Below are 16,686 nucleotides of genomic sequence, written 5' to 3'. Positions count from 1 at the left end.
CCCATGGGATTCAAGGGGCGTCAACATGAGGGCGCATACCTATGCGAGTTCACGCCATAATAGGGCGCGTGCCGCAGTGCAACACGCGCCCGAAAAAATTATCCCTGCAGTGCAGCGACGCCGGGAAGTTCCTTGCCTTCCATCCATTCAAGGAAGGCGCCCCCGGCGGTCGAGACGTAGGAGAAGTCGGCAGCGACGCCCGCGTGATTGAGCGCGGCTACGGTATCGCCGCCGCCTGCAACCGAAACGAGCGATCCCTCCTTGGTCAGCGCAGCGGCCGTTCTGGCCAGGGCGACAGTCGCAGTATCGAACGGCTCGGTCTCGAACGCCCCCATCGGCCCGTTCCACACGAGCGTGCGGCAGGTCTTGAGCACATCACCCAGAGCCTCGACCGCGGTCGGCCCGACATCGAGAATCATCTCGTCGTCAGCAACTTCGTGCACGTTGCAGGTGCGCAAGCTGGGCGGGTTGGCGGCGAATTCCTTCGAGACGACGACGTCGTAAGGCAGGTGCACGGTGCAACCCGCCTTGTCGGCATTGTCGAGGATTTCCTCGGCGGTACCGGTCAGGTCATGTTCGCACAGCGATTTGCCGACATTGACGCCGCGCGCAGCAAGGAAGGTGTTGGCCATGCCGCCGCCGATGATCAGATGATCGACCTTGCCGACAAGGTGTTTGAGAACGTCAAGCTTCGTCGAAACCTTGGCCCCGCCGACAACCGCTGCGACCGGATGCTCAGGCTTGCCGAGCGCCTTTTCAAGTGCCTTGAGTTCAGCTTCCATCGCGCGACCCGCATAAGCGGGCAGGACGTGGGCCAAGCCCTCGGTCGAGGCGTGGGCGCGGTGCGCCGCGGAGAACGCATCGTTGACGTAGATGTCGCCGAGGCTGGCGAAGCGCTCGATCACGGCAGGATCGTTCTTTTCCTCGCCGCCGAAGAAACGGGTGTTCTCCAGCACGGCGATGCTGCCGGGAGCAAGCACTTCGACCGAGGCCTTGTCGCCGTCCCAGTCGATATAGCTCACCGGACGACCAAGCACGCCCGAAAGCGGTGCGGCCAGCTTCTTGAGCGAAAACTCGTCGGAGGGCTGGCCCTTGGGCCGACCGAAGTGGGCGAGAACAAGAACCTTCGCGCCCTTGTCAGCCAGTTCGCAAAGCGTGGCAACCGTCGCGCGCAACCGCGTGTCGTCGGTGACGACCCCATCGGCCATCGGCACGTTAAGGTCTTCGCGGACGAGAACGGTCTTGCCGGTCAGGTCACCGAGATCATCCAGTGTCTTGAAGCTCATTCCTCGATCCTCACTTCGTCGCCGACGGCAATCTCGCCATCAGACAGGACCCGGCCAAGCACGCCGCCGCGCCAGTCAGGCAGCAACACGGCTTTGAGACCGGGCAGGATTTCGTCCATGCGGCTGCACGGATCGCACTCACAGGTAACTTCGATGCGCAGCGACTGGCCGATGGCAATGACCTTGCCCGCCTCGCGCGGGAGGCGTAGGCCTTCGACCAGCAGGTTGGCGCGGCGTTCGTGCCAAGGGAGCATGCGGTCTGCGGAAAGACCAAGTTCGGCCAGCGCCTTGCCCCAGCTTTCCGCCTCGATCAGCGAAATCTGGCGACGCCCGGTCTTGCCGGGGCGGATCGCGCCGCGCAGGTCACCGCGAACTCCCTGCTCGCGTGTGACCGATACGTGGTCGAGCGTCTCGATCGGCCCGCGCGACCGGTTGTGTCGTGCAATTCCGCCGAGACGCCCCATTGTGCCGCGTTGTCCTTAGAGGAACTTCGCCATTGCACCCGCAGTGTCGAGCATGCGGTTGGAGAAGCCCCATTCGTTGTCGTACCACGAAAGGACGCGCACGAGCTTGCCTTCGAGCACGGCGGTTTCGAGACTGTCGATCGTCGACGAGTGTGAATCGTGATTGAAGTCGATCGAAACCAGCGGTTCGTCGGTGTAGCCGAGCACGCCCTTGAGCGCGCCCTCAGCGGCAGCCTTTAGCACGCCGTTGACTTCCTCAAGCGTGGTGTCGCGCTTGGGCGTGAAAGTCAGGTCGACGACCGAGACGTTCGGCGTCGGGACGCGAATCGACGAACCATCGAGCTTGCCCTTGAGGTCGGGCAGAACCTCGCCCACGGCTACGGCGGCGCCGGTGCTGGTCGGGATCATGTTCATCGCAGCAGCGCGTGCGCGGCGCGGATCGCTGTGGATCTGGTCGAGGATCTTCTGATCGTTGGTGTACGAGTGGATCGTGGTCATCAGGCCACGCTCGATTCCGATGGCTTCGTGCAGGACCTTGGCCATCGGCGCGAGACAGTTGGTGGTGCACGAAGCGTTCGAGACGATCTTGTGATCGGCAGTCAGCTTGTCGTCGTTCACGCCGAAGACGACAGTCAGGTCGACGTTCTTGGCAGGAGCCGAGATCAGGACGCGCTTTGCGCCGGCGTCGATGTGCTTCTGGCCACCATCGCGGTTCGTGAAGAAGCCGGTGCATTCCAGTGCGATGTCGATGCCGTTGGCGGCATGCGGCAGGTTGGCGGGATCGCGCTCGGCGGTCACCTGGATGCGCTGGCCGTTGACGATCAGGTCATTGCCATCGACCGAGACATCGCCCGAGAACGCGCCATGGACGCTGTCACGCTTGAACAGCAGGGCATTTGCCTTGGCATCGGCCAAGTCGTTGATCGAGACGAGCTCGAGGCCGCAATCGGGCCGTTCGAGAATGGCGCGGGCCACATTGCGGCCGATGCGTCCGAAACCGTTGATCGCAACCTTGATCGCCATGTCAGATTACTCCTGTTGAATTACGAAACCCGCGCGAGAACTTGCGGGACAATCTTTTCAGCCGTCAGGCCAAAGTGGTCGAACAGCACTTCGGCCGGGGCCGATGCGCCGAAAGTATCGATGCCGATGGTCAGGCCATCACCGACGTACTTCTGCCAACCGAACGTGACGCCGGCCTCGATCGAGACCTTGAGCGTACCGGCGGGGAGAAGGTCGGCCTTGTAGGCGGCGTCCTGTTCGTCGAACAGTTCGAGGCACGGCGCCGAGACGACGTCTGCACCGATGCCCTTGTCCTCGAGCGCGGCGGCAACCTTCATCGCCAGTTCGACTTCCGATCCGGTAGCGACCAGCACGACCTTGCGCGCCGCCGATGCTGTGACGAGGCGGTAGGCGCCCTTCGCGCTCTTCATCTCGGCGTCGAAGCGGACTGGCGGCAGGTTTTGGCGGGTGAGCGCAAGCGCCGAGGGACGGTCCTTGTTGGCGAGGGCCAGAGCCCAGGCTTCGGCTGTTTCGATCGCGTCGGCGGGGCGGAACACCAGCAGGTTCGGAATCATGCGCAACGACATGACCTGCTCGACCGGCTGATGGGTGGGGCCGTCTTCGCCAAGCCCGATCGAATCGTGCGTCAGGACGTAGATCGCGCGCACGTGCTGCAGCGCCGACATGCGGATGGCGTTGCGGCAATAGTCCGAGAAGATCAGGAACGTGCCGCCATAGGGCACCACGCCACCGTGGAGCGCCATGCCGTTCATCGCGGCGGCCATGCCGAATTCGCGGATGCCGTAATAGACGTGACGGCCGGTGTAGTCGTCGGCGGTGAATGGTGCGGTCGACTTTGTCTTGGTGAGGTTCGAGCCGGTGAGATCGGCCGAGCCGCCCACGAGTTCGGGGATCGCCGCGGTGAACGCACCGAGCGCCATCTCGCTCGCCTTGCGCGTCGCGACCTTGGGCGGAGTGGCGATCAGCGACTGGATATAGGCGTCGAAACCGGTGTCGGCAGGAAGTTCGCCAGCCATGCGGCGCGCCAGTTCGGCAGCCTGCGGGTTGGCAGCAGCGCGCGCCTCCCAGGCGGTGCGGTCCGACTTGCCGGCTTCGCCCGCTGCGCGCCAGTTGGCGAGGATGTCAGCGGGAATTTCGAACGGAGCGGACGTCCAGCCAAGATATTCGCGCGCGGCGGCGATTTCGTCAGCACCCAGTGGCGCGCCATGGACGCTGTGGCCACCCTGCTTGTTGGGCGCGCCCTTGCCGATGACGGTGCGGCAGGCGACCAGCGACGGACGCGGATCGGCGGCGGCCTCGGCCAGCGCGCGGGCGATGTCGGCAAAGTCATGCCCGTCGCACGATGCGACGTGCCAGCCACTGGCGGTGTAGCGTGCCAGGATGTCTTCGCTGGTCGACAGCGAGGTATCACCGTCGATGGTGATCTTGTTATCGTCCCACAGGACGTTGAGGCGGCCGAGCTTGAGCGTGCCGGCAAGGCCGATCGCCTCGTGATTGATGCCTTCCATCAGGCAGCCGTCACCTGCAACGACCCAGGTCTTGTGATCGACCAGATCATTGCCGAACTGCGCATTGAGATGGCGTTCTGCCATGGCCATGCCGACCGCCATGGCGAGGCCCTGGCCGAGCGGACCGGTGGTGCATTCCACGCCGTCGATCAGGAAATTCTCGGGGTGCCCAGCGCAGACGCTGTCGAGCTGGCGGAACTTGCGGATGTCCTCCATCGTCGGGCTTTCATAGCCCGTGAGATGCAGGAGCGCGTAGATCAGCATCGAGCCGTGCCCTGCCGAAAGCACGAAGCGATCGCGGTCGGACCAGTTCGGGGCGGAAGGATCATGCTTGAGGAACTGCGTCCACAGGACCGTGGCAACATCGGCCATGCCCATCGGCATACCGGGGTGGCCCGAATTGGCGGCCTGGACTGCGTCCATGGCGAGCGCACGGATCGCGTTGGCCATGGGCGCCAGCGCGGTGGAGTCGCGTGTCATGCTTGAAAAAGCCCTTCCCTGTCGTGCGGTCGAAAAACGGCCGACGGCACGATTCCCGATGATTCGGAGCGCGGCCTCTTTGGTCACGCGAGGCCCGTGGGTCAAGGCTGGCGCGCGGTCCGAAGGGGACCGCACGCAATTGTCAGCGCTGTCTTGCGCGATCGGCCGCCTTGCGGTTGCGATAAGACACCAATGTGGTAGCGTTCGCGCCATGGCGACAGATGAATTGAATGGTGCACTGGATCGGCTCGAGCACGCGCTGACGCGTGTCGAAACGGCGATCTCGCAGCGGAGCGGCAGCGTCGAGGAGAATGGTCAGGAACTGGCGATCCTGAAGGTGCGCCATCGCAAGCTCAAGGACACGGTTGCGCAGGAACTGGCGCAACTCGACCTGCTGCTCGCGGGGCTGCCCAAGTGAGCAACGTCAACCTGCCCATTGGGGGCCGCACATTCGCCGTATCTTGCGCCGATGGCGAGGAAGCCCACATCGAGATGCTCGGCCGCATGGTCGAAGAGCGCACGCGCCGCATGAACGGCATGCAGAGCGAGACGCGCATGCTGCTGTTTTCCGCGCTGATGCTGGCCGACGAACTGCACGATGCGCATCGCGGCGCACCTGCGCCCGATGTCGCTCAGCCTGCGATTGCGGAAGAAGCGCCGTCCCCGGTGGCGGCAGCACCCGCAATCGACGAAGCCGTGATCGCGCGCATCCATACGCTGGCCGAGCGGCTTGAAAAACTTGGGGCAGCCCTTGAGCAAGGGGCCGTCAACGCCTAGATAGGGACGTGACGGGATCTGCCCGGCACGAGCCGCATGAATATCCCTGAGGCTATAAGCAATCCAAGGGGGCTGCCCCTGTCCGGGACCCTGGTCCTGGGCAAGCGGTCCCCACCTGACGTCGAGGCGTCGGAGGATTTTCCGAGCTAACGACCCATGGTGGGCCCGTCACCCTCCCCCCTTCCCGATCGCATCAGGAGGTTTGCTTGGACCTGACCCCCGCCGAGACCAAGGCCGGGCTGCGCAAAACCTTGCGCGCCGTGCGCAAGGCCCATGTCGCCGCGCTCGATCCACGCATCCGGGCTCTGATGTTCAGGCGCCCGCCATCGCCGGTACTCGCCCTGGTGCCGGAAGGCGCGACGGTAGCTGTCTACGTGGCGACCCCGGATGAAGCGCCCGCCGCCGCTTATGCGCAGTATTTCCATGAGGCGGGTCACAAGGTTGCGCTCCCATGGTTTGCCGATCGCGAGGCGCCCATGGCCTTTCGTGAATGGACCTCGCCGTGGGTCGATGACCTGCTGGTGCCGGGTCCATGGAAAGGGGTGATGCAACCTTCCGGCGATGCCGCCGAACTTGTCCCGGACATTCTCTTCGTGCCGCTGGTCGGTTTCAGTGCCGAAGGCGGTCGGCTTGGCCAGGGAGGCGGACACTACGACCGCTGGCTCGAGGCGCACCCTGCCGTGCTGCCCATCGGCCTTGCTTGGGATTGTCAACTGGCAGTCGACCTGCCCCGCGAGCCACATGACTGCCCACTCCATGCCGTGGTAACGCCGACGCGAATCTACGGGCCGTGGGAGACGCAAGCGTGAAGCAGGACTACCAACCGACCTGGCGCAAGCCCGTGGGCATTATCTTCCTGATGATCGCGCTGGCGATATATGCGTTCGGCGTGGCCTCGCTATCGGGCGTGATCGGTGGCTGGCACGTGCTGGTGCAGACGCTCGCCTATGTCGTGCTCGGCACGATCTGGCTGCTGCCGCTGCGGCGCTTCCTGATCTGGATGGAAACCGGCCGCTGGGGCTGAGGCAGTCACTGAAGTGACCACCGCAAATATCTGAAATTCAGGGAAAATTCCCCAAGGTGGCGCGAGTGACGGGACTTGAACCCGCGACCCTCGGCGTGACAGGCCGATACTCTAACCAACTGAGCTACACCCGCTCGCCCCTTGGGGAGCCGCGCCTCTATGGCAGGTCCGCCGGACTGTCAACATGGGTCCGCAGGGATTTTTTCCGGTGTCGCGCAGACAAAGAAAAAGGCGCCCGGAGGCGCCCTTTTCATCTTCCCAATGGCGCGAGTGACGGGACTTGAACCCGCGACCCTCGGCGTGACAGGCCGATACTCTAACCAACTGAGCTACACCCGCTCACCCTTGGGAGCGCCGCCTCTATGACAGGTGCGCGGGGCTGTCAACGCTGTTCGTGCAGCAAATTCGCGCCTCTGCAAAAAACATGGTTTAGCGCCGTTAACCACGCTTTAGCGCTTGTTTGCGACAAGGCTGGCGCACGCGAATTCGGCGTGCGGGGGCTTACACAAATGATAGCACGTTCGATCGTTCTGGGCGCGGGAAGCGTTGGCGCGCTCTGCGCACCGATGGCAGCGCAGGCTGCCGACGCGGTGCGTTTTGCCAGCGACGTCTTCGTCGAACGCTTCGTCGCGGCGCCTGGTGGCCGGACCAGCCGCATTCTCGAACGTGCCGATCAGCTCCGCCCCGGCGACCGGGTAATCTTCGTGGTCAACTGGACCGCGCAACCCCGTTCCGAATTCACCGTCACCAACCCGATGCCGCGCTCGGTCGCATTCCAGCGCAGCGTAGACGGGGCCGAGGAAGTCTCGGTCGATGGCGGACGCAACTGGGGACGGATGGAGGACCTGACTGTACGGGATCCGGACGGAGGCGTTCGCAATGCGACGCCCGAGGACGTTACGCATCTGCGCTGGCGCGTGCCTGGCCCCCTTGCCCAGCGCGGGAGCGGCCAGCTCACCTATCGCGGCGTTGTGCGCTGACCCCTCAGCATTTCTGGTACTTCCAGTTGCGATGCTTGCCCTCGCCAATCCATTCGACCGACTGCGCGATGCGCTTGTCCCGGGTAGCGTCGGTCTTCGCTTCGGCAATCCACTCGATGTATTTGCGTCGATATCCGGGCGGCATGGCTTCGAACCGCTCCTGATGGCCTGATGCAGCCAGCGCTACGGCAAAGGCCTGTGGCATCTCGGGAACGGGCTTGGGAGGAGCCTTCTGCTTCGGTGTCGCCCGATGGGAGAGGCGGTCCACTGCAGCCCGGATGGTCGCCTCCAATTCATCGGCAGATGGCAAGTCATCCAGTGACGCGATCTGACGGAACTTGCCCGACCCGCCCCGGTCCTCCTCGTGATGGAAGAAGATCGAAACGTGCTTCTTGAACGCCGCCATGCCGGCCAGATTACGCCCCGCCAGCGTGAAGTGCGGCATGCCCCATTTGATCGCCTCTTCGCACTCGGGCACGACGCGATGCATCGTTGCGCGGAAGTGCTCGAGGATCGGACGCGCAAACGCTCCGGCCTTCGCGATATGGTCATCGATGCGGGAATCGCGCTTGGGCATACAGGTCTCCGTGCCTGCAGGGCCGTTCAGTCCGCCAGAAGCAGCACCGGCGTCTCGATCAGCTTCCTGATCGCCTGAACAAAGCTCGCCGCATCGTGTCCGTCAACAACGCGATGATCGCAGCTGATGGAGATGTTCATGAGCTTGCGCTTCTCGATACGCTCGCCACCCATGCCGTCGGACACGAACATCGGGCGTTCGACGATGCGGTTCGGGCCGATGATGGCAACTTCCGGCCGATTGATGACCGGTGTCGTGGCAACGCCGCCCAGCGGCCCGAGCGAGGTGATCGTCAGCGTCGATCCCGACAGCTCCTCGGATTTGGCCGAACCGCTGCGGGCAGCCTCGGCAAGGCGAACGATCTCGCGCGCCAGTTGCCACAGATTTAGGCCTTGCGCGTTGCGGATCACCGGAACCATCAGCCCGGCCGGCGTCTGCGCCGCCATGCCCAGATGCACTGCGCCGTAACGTGTGACGACGCCCGCTTCGTCGTCGTAGCGGGCGTTGATCATGGGAAACTGCGGCAGCGCGCGGCAGATCGCGGTGATCAGCAGCGGGAGCAGCGTCAGCTTGGGCTTGTCTCCGCGGCTGGCATTGAGCTGTTCTCGCATGGTTTCGAGCGCGGTTACGTCACACTCTTCGACATAGGAGAAGTGCGGGATGTGGCGCTTGGACGCGGCCATGTTCTCGGCAATGCGGCGGCGCATGCCGATAACCTTGATCGTCTCGTCACCGCGCTCGGTGCCCGCTGCGCGATAGCCGCCGGTCGCGTTGTAGGCGAGGAACTGGTCGAGATCTGCATGGCGAATGCGGCCTTCCTCGGAAGGGCGAACCTCGGATAGGTCAATGCCGAGATCGTGCGCACGCTGGCGCACGGCAGGGCTGGCAAGGACTTTGGCGCCAGACTGCTGAGCAGGTCTTGGCGCTGGGGCTGGCGTGGGCGCGCGTGCTTCGACTGGCTCAGCACGAACGAATGCGGGGAGCGGAGCGGCTTTCGATGCCTCAGTGATGATGTTTTCAGCCGAAAGTTCATCAGGCTGCACGGGCTCAGTTCTGTCGGCAAAATCGGTTCGAGTCGAGCTTGTCGAAGAACCCGCGCGGACCTCGATATTGGCTACGTCGCCTGCGTCGGGCGTCTCCGCGTCAATGCGCTGGGTCACCGCCTCGGCCCTGGGAGCAGGCACCTCTGCCTCCCCTGCCCCTTCGGTCTCGATCACCACGAGCGCCGAACCGATGGCGATGACGTCGCCCACCTCGCCCGCGACCTGCACCACAGTGCCCGAGACGGGGCTTTCCATCTCGACCGTCGCCTTGTCGGTCATCATGTCCGCAACGCGGTCGTCTTCCTCGATGCGGTCACCGATCTTGACGTGCCAGGCGACGATCTCTGCCTCGGCAATGCCTTCGCCGATATCGGGCAGGCGAAATGTGTAGGTTCCCATGGCTTCAGGCTTTCATCAGACGGTCGATGGCCTCGCCGATGCGGACCGGGCCGGGGAAATAGGCCCATTCGAGGCTATGCGGGTAAGGCGTGTCGAAACCGGTCACGCGCTCGATCGGGGCTTCGAGGTGATAGAAGCAGCGCTCCTGCACCAGTGCGGAGAGTTCGGCACCGAAGCCGGACGTCCGCGTGGCTTCGTGGACGATCAGGCATTTGCCGGTCTTTTCCACCGACTTCTCCACAGTCTCGATGTCCAGCGGAACGAGCGTGCGCAGGTCGATGATCTCGGCGTCGACGCCCTTGTCGGCGCAGACCGCGGCGGCGACGTGGACCATCGTGCCGTAGGCGAGGACGGTGAAGGCCTGCCCCGGACGGACGATGCGCGCCTTGCCCAGCGGTATCGAATAGTAGCCCTCGGGCACCACGCTGTCGGCATGGCGCGCCCAGGGTTCGACGGGCTTGTCGTAGTAGCCGTTGAACGGGCCGTTGTAGATGCGCTTGGGCTCGAAGAAGATCACCGGGTCGTTGTCTTCGATCGCAGCGATCAGCAGGCCCTTGGCATCGTGCGGGTTGCTCGGCACGACGGTCTTTAGTCCGGCGACGTGCGTGAACATCGCCTCGGGGCTCTGGCTGTGAGTCTGGCCACCGAAAATGCCTCCGCCGAAGGGCGAGCGCACGGTCATCGGCGCGATGAACTCACCGGCAGAGCGGTATCGCAGGCGCGCGGCTTCCGAAACGAGCTGGTCGAGGCCGGGATAGATATAGTCGGCGAACTGGATCTCGGGCACGGGCCTCAGACCATAGGCGCCCATGCCGACAGCAACGCCGATGATGCCGCATTCGCTGATCGGCGTATCGAACACGCGGGTCTTGCCGTGCTTCTTCTGCAGCCCGGCGGTGGCGCGGAAGACGCCGCCGAAATAGCCGACGTCCTCCCCCATCACCACCACGCTGGGGTCGCGTTCCATCATGATGTCGAGCGCGTCGTTGATCGCTTCGATCATGTTGAGGCGGCGGGTCGGAGCCTCGGCAAGGCTGACCGGAGATTCTTCGTAGGTCATGCTTCTTTCCACTCTGGCCACTTGATCCGGCGCTCGCGGATCGCCTGTTCGCTCTGTTCCTTGAGGTTCCAGGGCAGTTCCTCGAACACGTCCTCGAACATGGTGTGGAACGGGTGGTGCAGGCCGTGGCCGAGGATGCCGTTTTTCTCGGCTTCCTTGGTCGCGACCTTGACCTGGTCGACCAAGTCGCGGTCCATCGCCTCGTGCTGCTCGTCCGACCACTCGCCCAGCGCAACAAGGTGGCGTTTCAGGCGCATGATCGGATCGCCGAGCGGCCACTCATCGCGCTCCTGCGCCGAGCGATACTGCGCAGGGTCGTCCGAGGTTGAGTGCCCCTCGGCGCGGTAGGTAAAGTGCTCGATCAACGTTGGCCCGGCGTTGGAGCGGGCGCGGTTCGCGGCCCACTCGGTGGCGGCATAGACCGCGAGCGGATCGTTGCCATCGACGCGGATACCGGCGATGCCATAACCGATGGCACGAGCGGCAAACGTTGCGCGCTCGGCCCCGGCGAACCCGGAAAAGCTCGAGATCGCCCATTGGTTGTTGACGACGTTGAAGATGACTGGCGCGTTGTAGACCGCCGCGAAGGTCATGGCCGAGTGGAAATCACCTTCGGCAGTGGAGCCCTCGCCGATCCAGGTGGCGGCAATGCGCGTATCACCCTTGATCGCACTCGCCATCGCCCAGCCCACGGCCTGCGGGTATTGCGTTGCAAGATTGCCCGAGATCGTGAAGAAGCCATAGTCGCGCGCCGAATACATGATCGGTAGCTGGCGCCCCTTCAGCTTGTCTGCGCGGTTCGAGTAGATCTGGTTGATCATATCGACCAGCGGGTAGCCACGCGAGATCAGGATGCCCTGCTGGCGATAGCTGGGGAAGACCATGTCATCGTCGGCAAGTGCCATCGCGGGGGCGACCGATGTCGCCTCCTCGCCGGTGCACTTCATGTAGAAGCTGGTCTTGCCCTGGCGCTGGCCGCGATACATCCGGTCATCGAACGCGCGGGTCAACGCCATCGTGCGCAGCATGCGGCGCAGGGTCTCGGCATCGAGCTTCGGGTCCCAGGGGCCCACGGCGCGGTGATCGTCTCCCAGCACGCGCACCAGATCGAGGCACAACGGGTGCGTGTCGGACGCAGTGCACTGTTCGTCCGGGCGGGCCTGAGCACCTGCCGGGGGAATCGGAATATGCGAATAATCGACGACGTCGCCCGGCCGGAATTTCGGCTCGGGGACGTGGAGCGACAAGGGCGGCAGGTTACCGCGCGATTTGCCGCTCATGATGTGAACGCCTGCATCTGATGACTCTCCCGCGCCGCCCGCCTCGGTTTCGATCCGAAAGCGGTAAGACGCAATATTCTAGACACGTGTTATTTTATTTCACGCGCCTTTCCGAGTCAATCAGTGAGATCAGACGGCTACGGGAGCACTCAACTGGCCCTGCGGAGCATATCCGGTCACCTCGAAATCCTCGATCCGGTAACCGAAGATACTATCCGGTCGGCGTACAATGGCAAGGCGCGGATCGCCGTCCGGTTCCCGTAAAAGCTGCGCTTCGACCAGGTCTGAGTGATTTAGGTAGAGGTGGGTGTCGCCGCCCATCCATACGAGTTCGCCCGGTTCGAGGTCGCATTGCTGGGCCAGAAGCCGCACAAACAGCGCCGCCCCCCATAGGTTGAACGGCAGGCCGAGCGCGACGTCGCAACTGCGCTGGTAGAGCAAACCGTTCAGCCGGTTTCCCGATACGTGGAACTGGTAGGTCTTGTGGCACGGCGGCAGCGCCATCCGGTCAAGCTCCGCGACGTTCCAGCCTTCGACGATGTGGCGGCGGCTGCCGGGATTGTCGCGCAGCGAACGGACGACATCGGCAACCTGGTTCACGCCTTGGGCGCGCTGGCGGAAAAGGCCCTTGCCCGCCGGTTCATAGACCGGCCAGTCGACCCACTGCTTGCCATAGACCGGGCCGAGATCGCCCCATTGCGCGGCAAAGGCTGCATCCTCGACTATTCGCGCGGAGAATTCCTCTCGCGTTATCGTCTCGCCGCTCGCCTTGCGATAATTGTCGAGCGGCCAGTCGGTCCAGATCTGCACGCCTTGTTCGCACAGCTTCCGAATGTTGGTATCCCCGGTGAGGAACCACAGGAACTCGCGCGTGGCGGTTTTCCAGAACACGCGCTTGGTCGTGAGCAGCGGCATGCGGCCATCTGTCAGATCGAACCGCAGTTGCGCGCCGAACACCGAACGCGTGCCAACCCCGGTGCGATCGACCCGCTCATCCCCGTCTTCCCAGATGCGGCGCATGAGATCGAGATATTGCCATTCCGGATGGCGAGCGGATTCGCGGATCGAAGACATGGCCTGCTTCTATCTGCCCCTTTGCCAAGGCGCAAAAGGGGGGCACAAAAGGGGTGGGCAAAAAAACGTCGCGTGCCCGCTTGCCAGTGCAGGAACCGCCCCGTATAGGGCGCCCCTGCCTTGCAGCCGGGTGACCGGCGGCGGATCGGTCGGGGAATAGCTCAGCCTGGTAGAGCACTGTCTTCGGGAGGCAGGGGCCGGAGGTTCGAATCCTCTTTCCCCGACCAACATCCACTTTCAGACCAGGGTCTCAAGGCCGCTGACGGGAACGTCGGCGGCCTTTGTGGTTTCAGCCTGCACGCAACTCGTGCCGGAGTGATTCCATGTCACACGCCTACAAAGACGCCATTGCCAAGCTCGAAGCCGATCATGACCGGATCGAGGCCTTGTTCGAAAAAGTGGACAAGGCAGAGGGCGACAACAAGCAGCGGCTGGGCATACAAGTCGCCAATCTGGTCAAGATTCACATGACGCTTGAGGAGGAGTTCCTCTACCCGGCTTTGCGCGGCAAGGCCGATGACGACAAGCTGACCGAAGGCCTTGTCGAGCACGATACCGGCAAGTTGCTGATCAATGACGTGCTTTCGGACGAGACCGACGCCGCTTCCTTTGGCCCGAAGCTGCAGGTTCTGGGCGAGCAGATGGAGCACCATCACAAGGAAGAAGAGGAAAAGGGCAAGGGCGTTTTCGATCAGGCCCGCCAGTCCGATCTCGATCTTGTGGCGATGCTAGAGGCGATGACCGATCGCGAAGAGGAGCTGCGCCAGCAAGTGGAAGACGACAACCTGCCGTCATCCGACATGAACTTCGTGGCGGCAGAAGAGAGCACCTGAATCGGCGCGCGACGAAGCGACAGGGGCTGGCGGACGAGCCGTTCAGGCGGTTCGGCCAGCCTTGAAAAGCAAGGCGTTCGTCGCACGGGCCATGTTTTCAAACTGCGGGCATCCCATTGTTGGAACACGGTTTCTCAACAACAAGGATCGCACCGTATGAAGATCAATGCACTTTTCCTGGCCGTTTCGGCCCCGTTTTCCATGTTTGCCACCGCCGCAATGGCACAGGACGCAGCACCAAACCCTGCCCCTGCTACCGACGCCGCAGCATCAGCCACGGCTGGCGTAACTGTTGGCACAATGGTCTATGACGCCGCTGGAGCCGAAGTCGGCACTATCAAGAGCGTGGCCGCGCCGAACTTCGTGATCGATACCGGTACCCACAGCGCGACGATGGCGCTGACCTCGCTCGGCACCGGTCCCAAGGGGCCCGTCCTTGGCCTGACCAAGGCCCAGCTTGATGCCGCCGCCGAAAAGGCATCTGCCGATGCTGCCGCAGCGCTTGCGGCAGCGATCGTCGCAGGCGCTCCGGTCTATGCCTCCGATGGGACGACAGCGTTGGGCAAGGTAGGCGAAGTGACCGAGGCTGATTTCATCCTCGACACCGGCAAAGCGCGCGTGAAGCTGCCCAAGACCTCGGTGGCCAAGGGTTCGACCGGTCTGATGATCGGCATGACCGCGCAGCAGTTCGCCGACGCCGCCAAGAGCGCCGCAAAGTCCGGCGGCAAGTAAAGTTTTCAGGGATTGGGCGGCGCGTTTCCCCCTTTTCGCGTCGCCCTTCCTTGTCAGCCGCCGCGCAATAACTGCACGCCCCAATCGCGTTCGAACAGATAGAGTAGCAGGCGCGCGGCAGCGCCGCGAGGCGACGACAGCCCGCCATCGCGCTCCATCAGCAATCGCGCGTCGTCATGGGCCAGGGGCAGCAGCCGCGCGATCTGCTCGAAATCGGCAACCTTGAACGGCGTATCGCCCGATTGTCGCGTGCCGAGAAGTTCGCCGCCACCACGCAACCGCAGATCTTCTTCCGCCAGCCGAAATCCGTCCTGGGTCTCGCGCATCAGCGCCAGGCGCTCGCGTCCCGTTTCCGACAGCGCTTCGCCGCGCAGCAGCAGGCAGGTCGATTGCTGGCTGCCCCGCCCCACGCGGCCCCGCAACTGGTGCAGCTGGGCAAGGCCAAAGCGTTCGGCCTGTTCGATGACCATGAGCGTGGCATTGGGCACATCGACCCCAACCTCGATCACGGTCGTGGCCACAAGCACGTTGGCATCGCCCCGCGCAAACCGCTCCATTGCGGCGTCCTTGGCCTCGGGCCGCATCTGGCCGTGGACCATGACGACGGTATCCCCGAAACGCTCCTGCAAGGCGGCGTGCCGGGCTTCGGCAGCGGCAATGTCCTCGGTCTCCAGTTCGCGGACCATCGGGCAGACCCAATAGGCCTGCGCGCCCTTGGCTATGTGTCGACCGATACCATCCACCACGTCGGCCATACGTTCGATTGCGATCACACGCGTGTCGATGGCCTGACGCCCCGGCGGCATCTCGTCGAGCCGCGAAACATCCATCTCGCCATATTGCGCCAGGGTCAGCGTGCGCGGGATCGGCGTCGCGGTCATTGCAAGGCAATGCGGCGTGCGCCGCGCCTTCTGCGTAAGCATCAGGCGCTGGCCAACGCCGAAGCGGTGCTGCTCGTCGATCACCACCAGTGCGAGATTGCGATAGGCCACAGTGTCCTGAAAGATCGCATGGGTGCCGACGCAGATGTCGATGCTGCCATCGATCAGCCCCATCAGGATCGATTCGCGCGCCTTGCCCTTGTCGCGTCCCGTAAGGAGGGCGATGGTAATACCGGTGCCAGAAGCCATGCGGGTCAGCGTTTCGGCGTGCTGTCGGGCGAGGATTTCCGTGGGCGCGAGCAGCGCGGCCTGTGCGCCTGCCTCCACCGCGATCAGCATGGCATGGAGTGCAACGGCGGTCTTGCCCGAGCCGACATCACCCTGCAACAGGCGCAGCATCGGCGCGCCCTGTGCGATGTCGCCTTCGATCTCGGCGATCGAGCGCTTTTGCGCGCCTGTCAGCGCGAAAGGAAGGTCGAGCTTGGCGCGCAGCCTTCCGTCACCATGGAGCGGAGTGCCCTGCCGGCTGCGATTGCTCTCTTTGACGAGCATCAGCGCGAGGCTGTTTGCGAGCAGTTCGTCATAGGCAAGCCGGTCGCGTGCCAAGGGGTGCTGCGCCTTGTGCGCCAACGGCAGCGCTTCATGCCAACGCGGCCAGTCCATCCTGGCGACAAGCCCCGGCTCGATCCATTCGGGAAGGACCGGCAGGAAGCCGAGCGCCTGATGGACAAGCGCCTGGATGCGGCCCTGCGTCAGCCCCTCCGACAGTGGATAGACCGGCTCGTTCAACTGACCGAGCATGCCGGCACTGTCTTCGCTGACATGATCGGGATGAACGATCTGCAGCGTCTGGCCGAACTGGTCGAGGCGGCCCGCCACCCACCGCTTCTCGCCCAAGGGAAGCTGCTTCTTGCCTGAATAGGATGCGCGGCCGAAATAGGTGAGCGCAACGTAGTTGCCCAGTTCGTCTTCGGCCATGACCCGGAACGGCCCGCGCCCTGCGGACTGCTTGTAATCGCGCGGGGTGAGCGCAATCACGATCTGTTCGCCCACGCTCGCTTCGTCGAGATTTGCCACGGCACGGCGCGCAACGAAACGATCGGGCAGATGATAGGCCAGGTCCTTGACGCGCGTCAGCCCCAGCTTTTCGAGGGGGCGCGCCAATCCCGGCCCGACGCCCTTGAGGCTGCCGGCTTCGGCGAATAGCGGATTGAGCACGTCGGGACGCATCGCGTGGACATAGGCGGAACACAGACGCTTCGCCA

General features: G+C 63.9%; 17 protein-coding genes and 3 tRNA genes. 8 read left to right on the top strand and 12 right to left on the bottom strand.

Going from position 1 to position 16,686, the window contains the following annotated elements; genetic code table 11:
* Positions 1–98 precede the first annotated feature (98 nt).
* The 4 genes from AC2A04_RS01310 to tkt are packed head-to-tail and all read right to left on the bottom strand — an operon-like array spanning position 99 to position 4,761.
* Positions 99–1,286 carry a phosphoglycerate kinase gene (locus tag AC2A04_RS01310; RefSeq protein WP_484210506.1) on the bottom strand — a complete coding sequence of 396 codons (1,188 nt, stop codon included), beginning with the start codon at positions 1,284–1,286 and terminating at the stop codon, positions 99–101.
* Entirely contained in the window at positions 1,283–1,750 is a 468-nt protein-coding gene (locus tag AC2A04_RS01305; RefSeq protein WP_484210505.1) for an MOSC domain-containing protein, read from the bottom strand. Before AC2A04_RS01305 ends, AC2A04_RS01310 begins: the two co-directional genes overlap by 4 nt.
* A gap of 15 nt (positions 1,751–1,765) precedes the next feature.
* Complete coding sequence (gene gap / locus AC2A04_RS01300; protein ID WP_484210504.1) at positions 1,766–2,773, bottom strand: type I glyceraldehyde-3-phosphate dehydrogenase; 1,008 nt, start codon at positions 2,771–2,773, stop codon at positions 1,766–1,768.
* A 20-nt stretch (positions 2,774–2,793) separates the two neighbouring features.
* Positions 2,794–4,761 (bottom strand): transketolase, encoded by a 1,968-nt coding sequence (gene tkt / locus AC2A04_RS01295; protein WP_484210503.1) that lies wholly within the window; start codon positions 4,759–4,761, stop codon positions 2,794–2,796.
* A gap of 211 nt (positions 4,762–4,972) precedes the next feature.
* On the opposite strand from tkt, the gene AC2A04_RS01290 reads away from it, so the two are divergent.
* The 4 genes from AC2A04_RS01290 (at position 4,973) to AC2A04_RS01275 (ending at position 6,562) form a co-directional block, all read left to right on the top strand.
* On the top strand, positions 4,973–5,179 hold the full coding sequence (locus AC2A04_RS01290; protein ID WP_484210502.1) for a hypothetical protein: 207 nt from the start codon (positions 4,973–4,975) through the stop codon (positions 5,177–5,179).
* Positions 5,176–5,538, top strand: coding sequence for a cell division protein ZapA (locus AC2A04_RS01285; protein WP_484210501.1), 363 nt, complete (start codon positions 5,176–5,178; stop codon positions 5,536–5,538). The genes AC2A04_RS01290 and AC2A04_RS01285 overlap by 4 nt, the downstream gene beginning before the upstream one ends.
* Before the next feature lie 206 nt (positions 5,539–5,744).
* Positions 5,745–6,347: a 5-formyltetrahydrofolate cyclo-ligase gene (locus tag AC2A04_RS01280; protein ID WP_484210500.1), complete on the top strand. Its 603-nt coding sequence runs from the start codon at positions 5,745–5,747 to the stop codon at positions 6,345–6,347.
* Positions 6,344–6,562, top strand: a complete 219-nt coding sequence (locus AC2A04_RS01275) for a DUF2842 domain-containing protein (protein ID WP_484210499.1) — start codon at positions 6,344–6,346, stop codon at positions 6,560–6,562. Before AC2A04_RS01280 ends, AC2A04_RS01275 begins: the two co-directional genes overlap by 4 nt.
* Positions 6,563–6,619: 57 nt before the next feature.
* Here AC2A04_RS01275 and AC2A04_RS01270 read toward each other — a convergent pair.
* Both AC2A04_RS01270 and AC2A04_RS01265 read right to left on the bottom strand, forming a co-directional pair.
* A tRNA-Asp gene (locus tag AC2A04_RS01270) sits at positions 6,620–6,696 on the bottom strand.
* 128 nt (positions 6,697–6,824) lie between these two features.
* A tRNA-Asp gene (locus tag AC2A04_RS01265) sits at positions 6,825–6,901 on the bottom strand.
* A 170-nt stretch (positions 6,902–7,071) separates the two neighbouring features.
* On the opposite strand from AC2A04_RS01265, the gene AC2A04_RS01260 reads away from it, so the two are divergent.
* Positions 7,072–7,542 carry a hypothetical protein gene (locus AC2A04_RS01260; RefSeq protein WP_484210498.1) on the top strand — a complete coding sequence of 157 codons (471 nt, stop codon included), beginning with the start codon at positions 7,072–7,074 and terminating at the stop codon, positions 7,540–7,542.
* A gap of 4 nt (positions 7,543–7,546) precedes the next feature.
* Here AC2A04_RS01260 and AC2A04_RS01255 read toward each other — a convergent pair whose 3' ends face one another.
* From AC2A04_RS01255 to thyA, 5 genes are all read right to left on the bottom strand, one after another.
* Positions 7,547–8,119 carry a YdeI/OmpD-associated family protein gene (locus tag AC2A04_RS01255; RefSeq protein WP_484210497.1) on the bottom strand — a complete coding sequence of 191 codons (573 nt, stop codon included), beginning with the start codon at positions 8,117–8,119 and terminating at the stop codon, positions 7,547–7,549.
* 26 nt (positions 8,120–8,145) lie between these two features.
* Complete coding sequence (locus tag AC2A04_RS01250; RefSeq protein ID WP_484210496.1) at positions 8,146–9,561, bottom strand: dihydrolipoamide acetyltransferase family protein; 1,416 nt, start codon at positions 9,559–9,561, stop codon at positions 8,146–8,148.
* 4 nt (positions 9,562–9,565) lie between these two features.
* The gene (locus tag AC2A04_RS01245; protein ID WP_484210495.1) at positions 9,566–10,621 is read right to left on the bottom strand and encodes an alpha-ketoacid dehydrogenase subunit beta; all 1,056 of its coding nucleotides are present in this window, start codon (positions 10,619–10,621) and stop codon (positions 9,566–9,568) included.
* Entirely contained in the window at positions 10,618–11,901 is a 1,284-nt protein-coding gene (locus AC2A04_RS01240) for a thiamine pyrophosphate-dependent enzyme (protein WP_484210494.1), read from the bottom strand. Before AC2A04_RS01240 ends, AC2A04_RS01245 begins: the two co-directional genes overlap by 4 nt.
* 129 nt (positions 11,902–12,030) lie before the next feature.
* Positions 12,031–12,975, bottom strand: a complete 945-nt coding sequence (gene thyA, locus AC2A04_RS01235; RefSeq protein WP_484210493.1) for a thymidylate synthase — start codon at positions 12,973–12,975, stop codon at positions 12,031–12,033.
* A gap of 150 nt (positions 12,976–13,125) precedes the next feature.
* Between thyA and AC2A04_RS01230 the strand changes: the two genes are divergently transcribed.
* The 3 genes from AC2A04_RS01230 (at position 13,126) to AC2A04_RS01220 (ending at position 14,540) form a co-directional block, all read left to right on the top strand.
* A tRNA-Pro gene (locus tag AC2A04_RS01230) sits at positions 13,126–13,202 on the top strand.
* A 96-nt stretch (positions 13,203–13,298) separates the two neighbouring features.
* Positions 13,299–13,808, top strand: coding sequence for a hemerythrin domain-containing protein (locus AC2A04_RS01225; protein WP_484210492.1), 510 nt, complete (start codon positions 13,299–13,301; stop codon positions 13,806–13,808).
* 156 nt (positions 13,809–13,964) lie between these two features.
* Positions 13,965–14,540 (top strand): hypothetical protein, encoded by a 576-nt coding sequence (locus AC2A04_RS01220; RefSeq protein WP_484210491.1) that lies wholly within the window; start codon positions 13,965–13,967, stop codon positions 14,538–14,540.
* A gap of 53 nt (positions 14,541–14,593) precedes the next feature.
* Here AC2A04_RS01220 and recG read toward each other — a convergent pair whose 3' ends face one another.
* Positions 14,594–16,651, bottom strand: a complete 2,058-nt coding sequence (gene recG / locus AC2A04_RS01215) for an ATP-dependent DNA helicase RecG (RefSeq protein WP_484211666.1) — start codon at positions 16,649–16,651, stop codon at positions 14,594–14,596.
* Positions 16,652–16,686: the final 35 nt, after the last annotated feature.

The sequence above is a fragment of the Novosphingobium sp. HNCC26DJ243 genome, assembly GCF_057180545.1.
The sequence above is the reverse complement of the archived record's forward strand: the minus strand, read 5'-3'. Positions and strand labels throughout refer to the sequence as shown.

Bases quoted from the DNA above. Each gene is read 5' to 3' on its own strand.
- AC2A04_RS01290 (WP_484210502.1), top strand. From the start codon at position 4,973: ATGGCGACAGATGAATTGAATGGTGCACTGGATCGGCTCGAGCACGCG.
- AC2A04_RS01245 (WP_484210495.1), bottom strand. From the start codon at position 10,621: ATGACCTACGAAGAATCTCCGGTCAGCCTTGCCGAGGCTCCGACCCGC.
- thyA (WP_484210493.1), bottom strand. From the start codon at position 12,975: ATGTCTTCGATCCGCGAATCCGCTCGCCATCCGGAATGGCAATATCTC.
- AC2A04_RS01310 (WP_484210506.1), bottom strand. From the start codon at position 1,286: ATGAGCTTCAAGACACTGGATGATCTCGGTGACCTGACCGGCAAGACC.
- recG (WP_484211666.1), bottom strand. From the start codon at position 16,651: ATGCGTCCCGACGTGCTCAATCCGCTATTCGCCGAAGCCGGCAGCCTC.
- AC2A04_RS01225 (WP_484210492.1), top strand. From the start codon at position 13,299: ATGTCACACGCCTACAAAGACGCCATTGCCAAGCTCGAAGCCGATCAT.
- AC2A04_RS01260 (WP_484210498.1), top strand. From the start codon at position 7,072: ATGATAGCACGTTCGATCGTTCTGGGCGCGGGAAGCGTTGGCGCGCTC.
- AC2A04_RS01255 (WP_484210497.1), bottom strand. From the start codon at position 8,119: ATGCCCAAGCGCGATTCCCGCATCGATGACCATATCGCGAAGGCCGGA.
- tkt (WP_484210503.1), bottom strand. From the start codon at position 4,761: ATGACACGCGACTCCACCGCGCTGGCGCCCATGGCCAACGCGATCCGT.
- AC2A04_RS01305 (WP_484210505.1), bottom strand. From the start codon at position 1,750: ATGGGGCGTCTCGGCGGAATTGCACGACACAACCGGTCGCGCGGGCCG.
- gap (WP_484210504.1), bottom strand. From the start codon at position 2,773: ATGGCGATCAAGGTTGCGATCAACGGTTTCGGACGCATCGGCCGCAAT.
- AC2A04_RS01220 (WP_484210491.1), top strand. From the start codon at position 13,965: ATGAAGATCAATGCACTTTTCCTGGCCGTTTCGGCCCCGTTTTCCATG.
- AC2A04_RS01240 (WP_484210494.1), bottom strand. From the start codon at position 11,901: ATGAGCGGCAAATCGCGCGGTAACCTGCCGCCCTTGTCGCTCCACGTC.
- AC2A04_RS01250 (WP_484210496.1), bottom strand. From the start codon at position 9,561: ATGGGAACCTACACATTTCGCCTGCCCGATATCGGCGAAGGCATTGCC.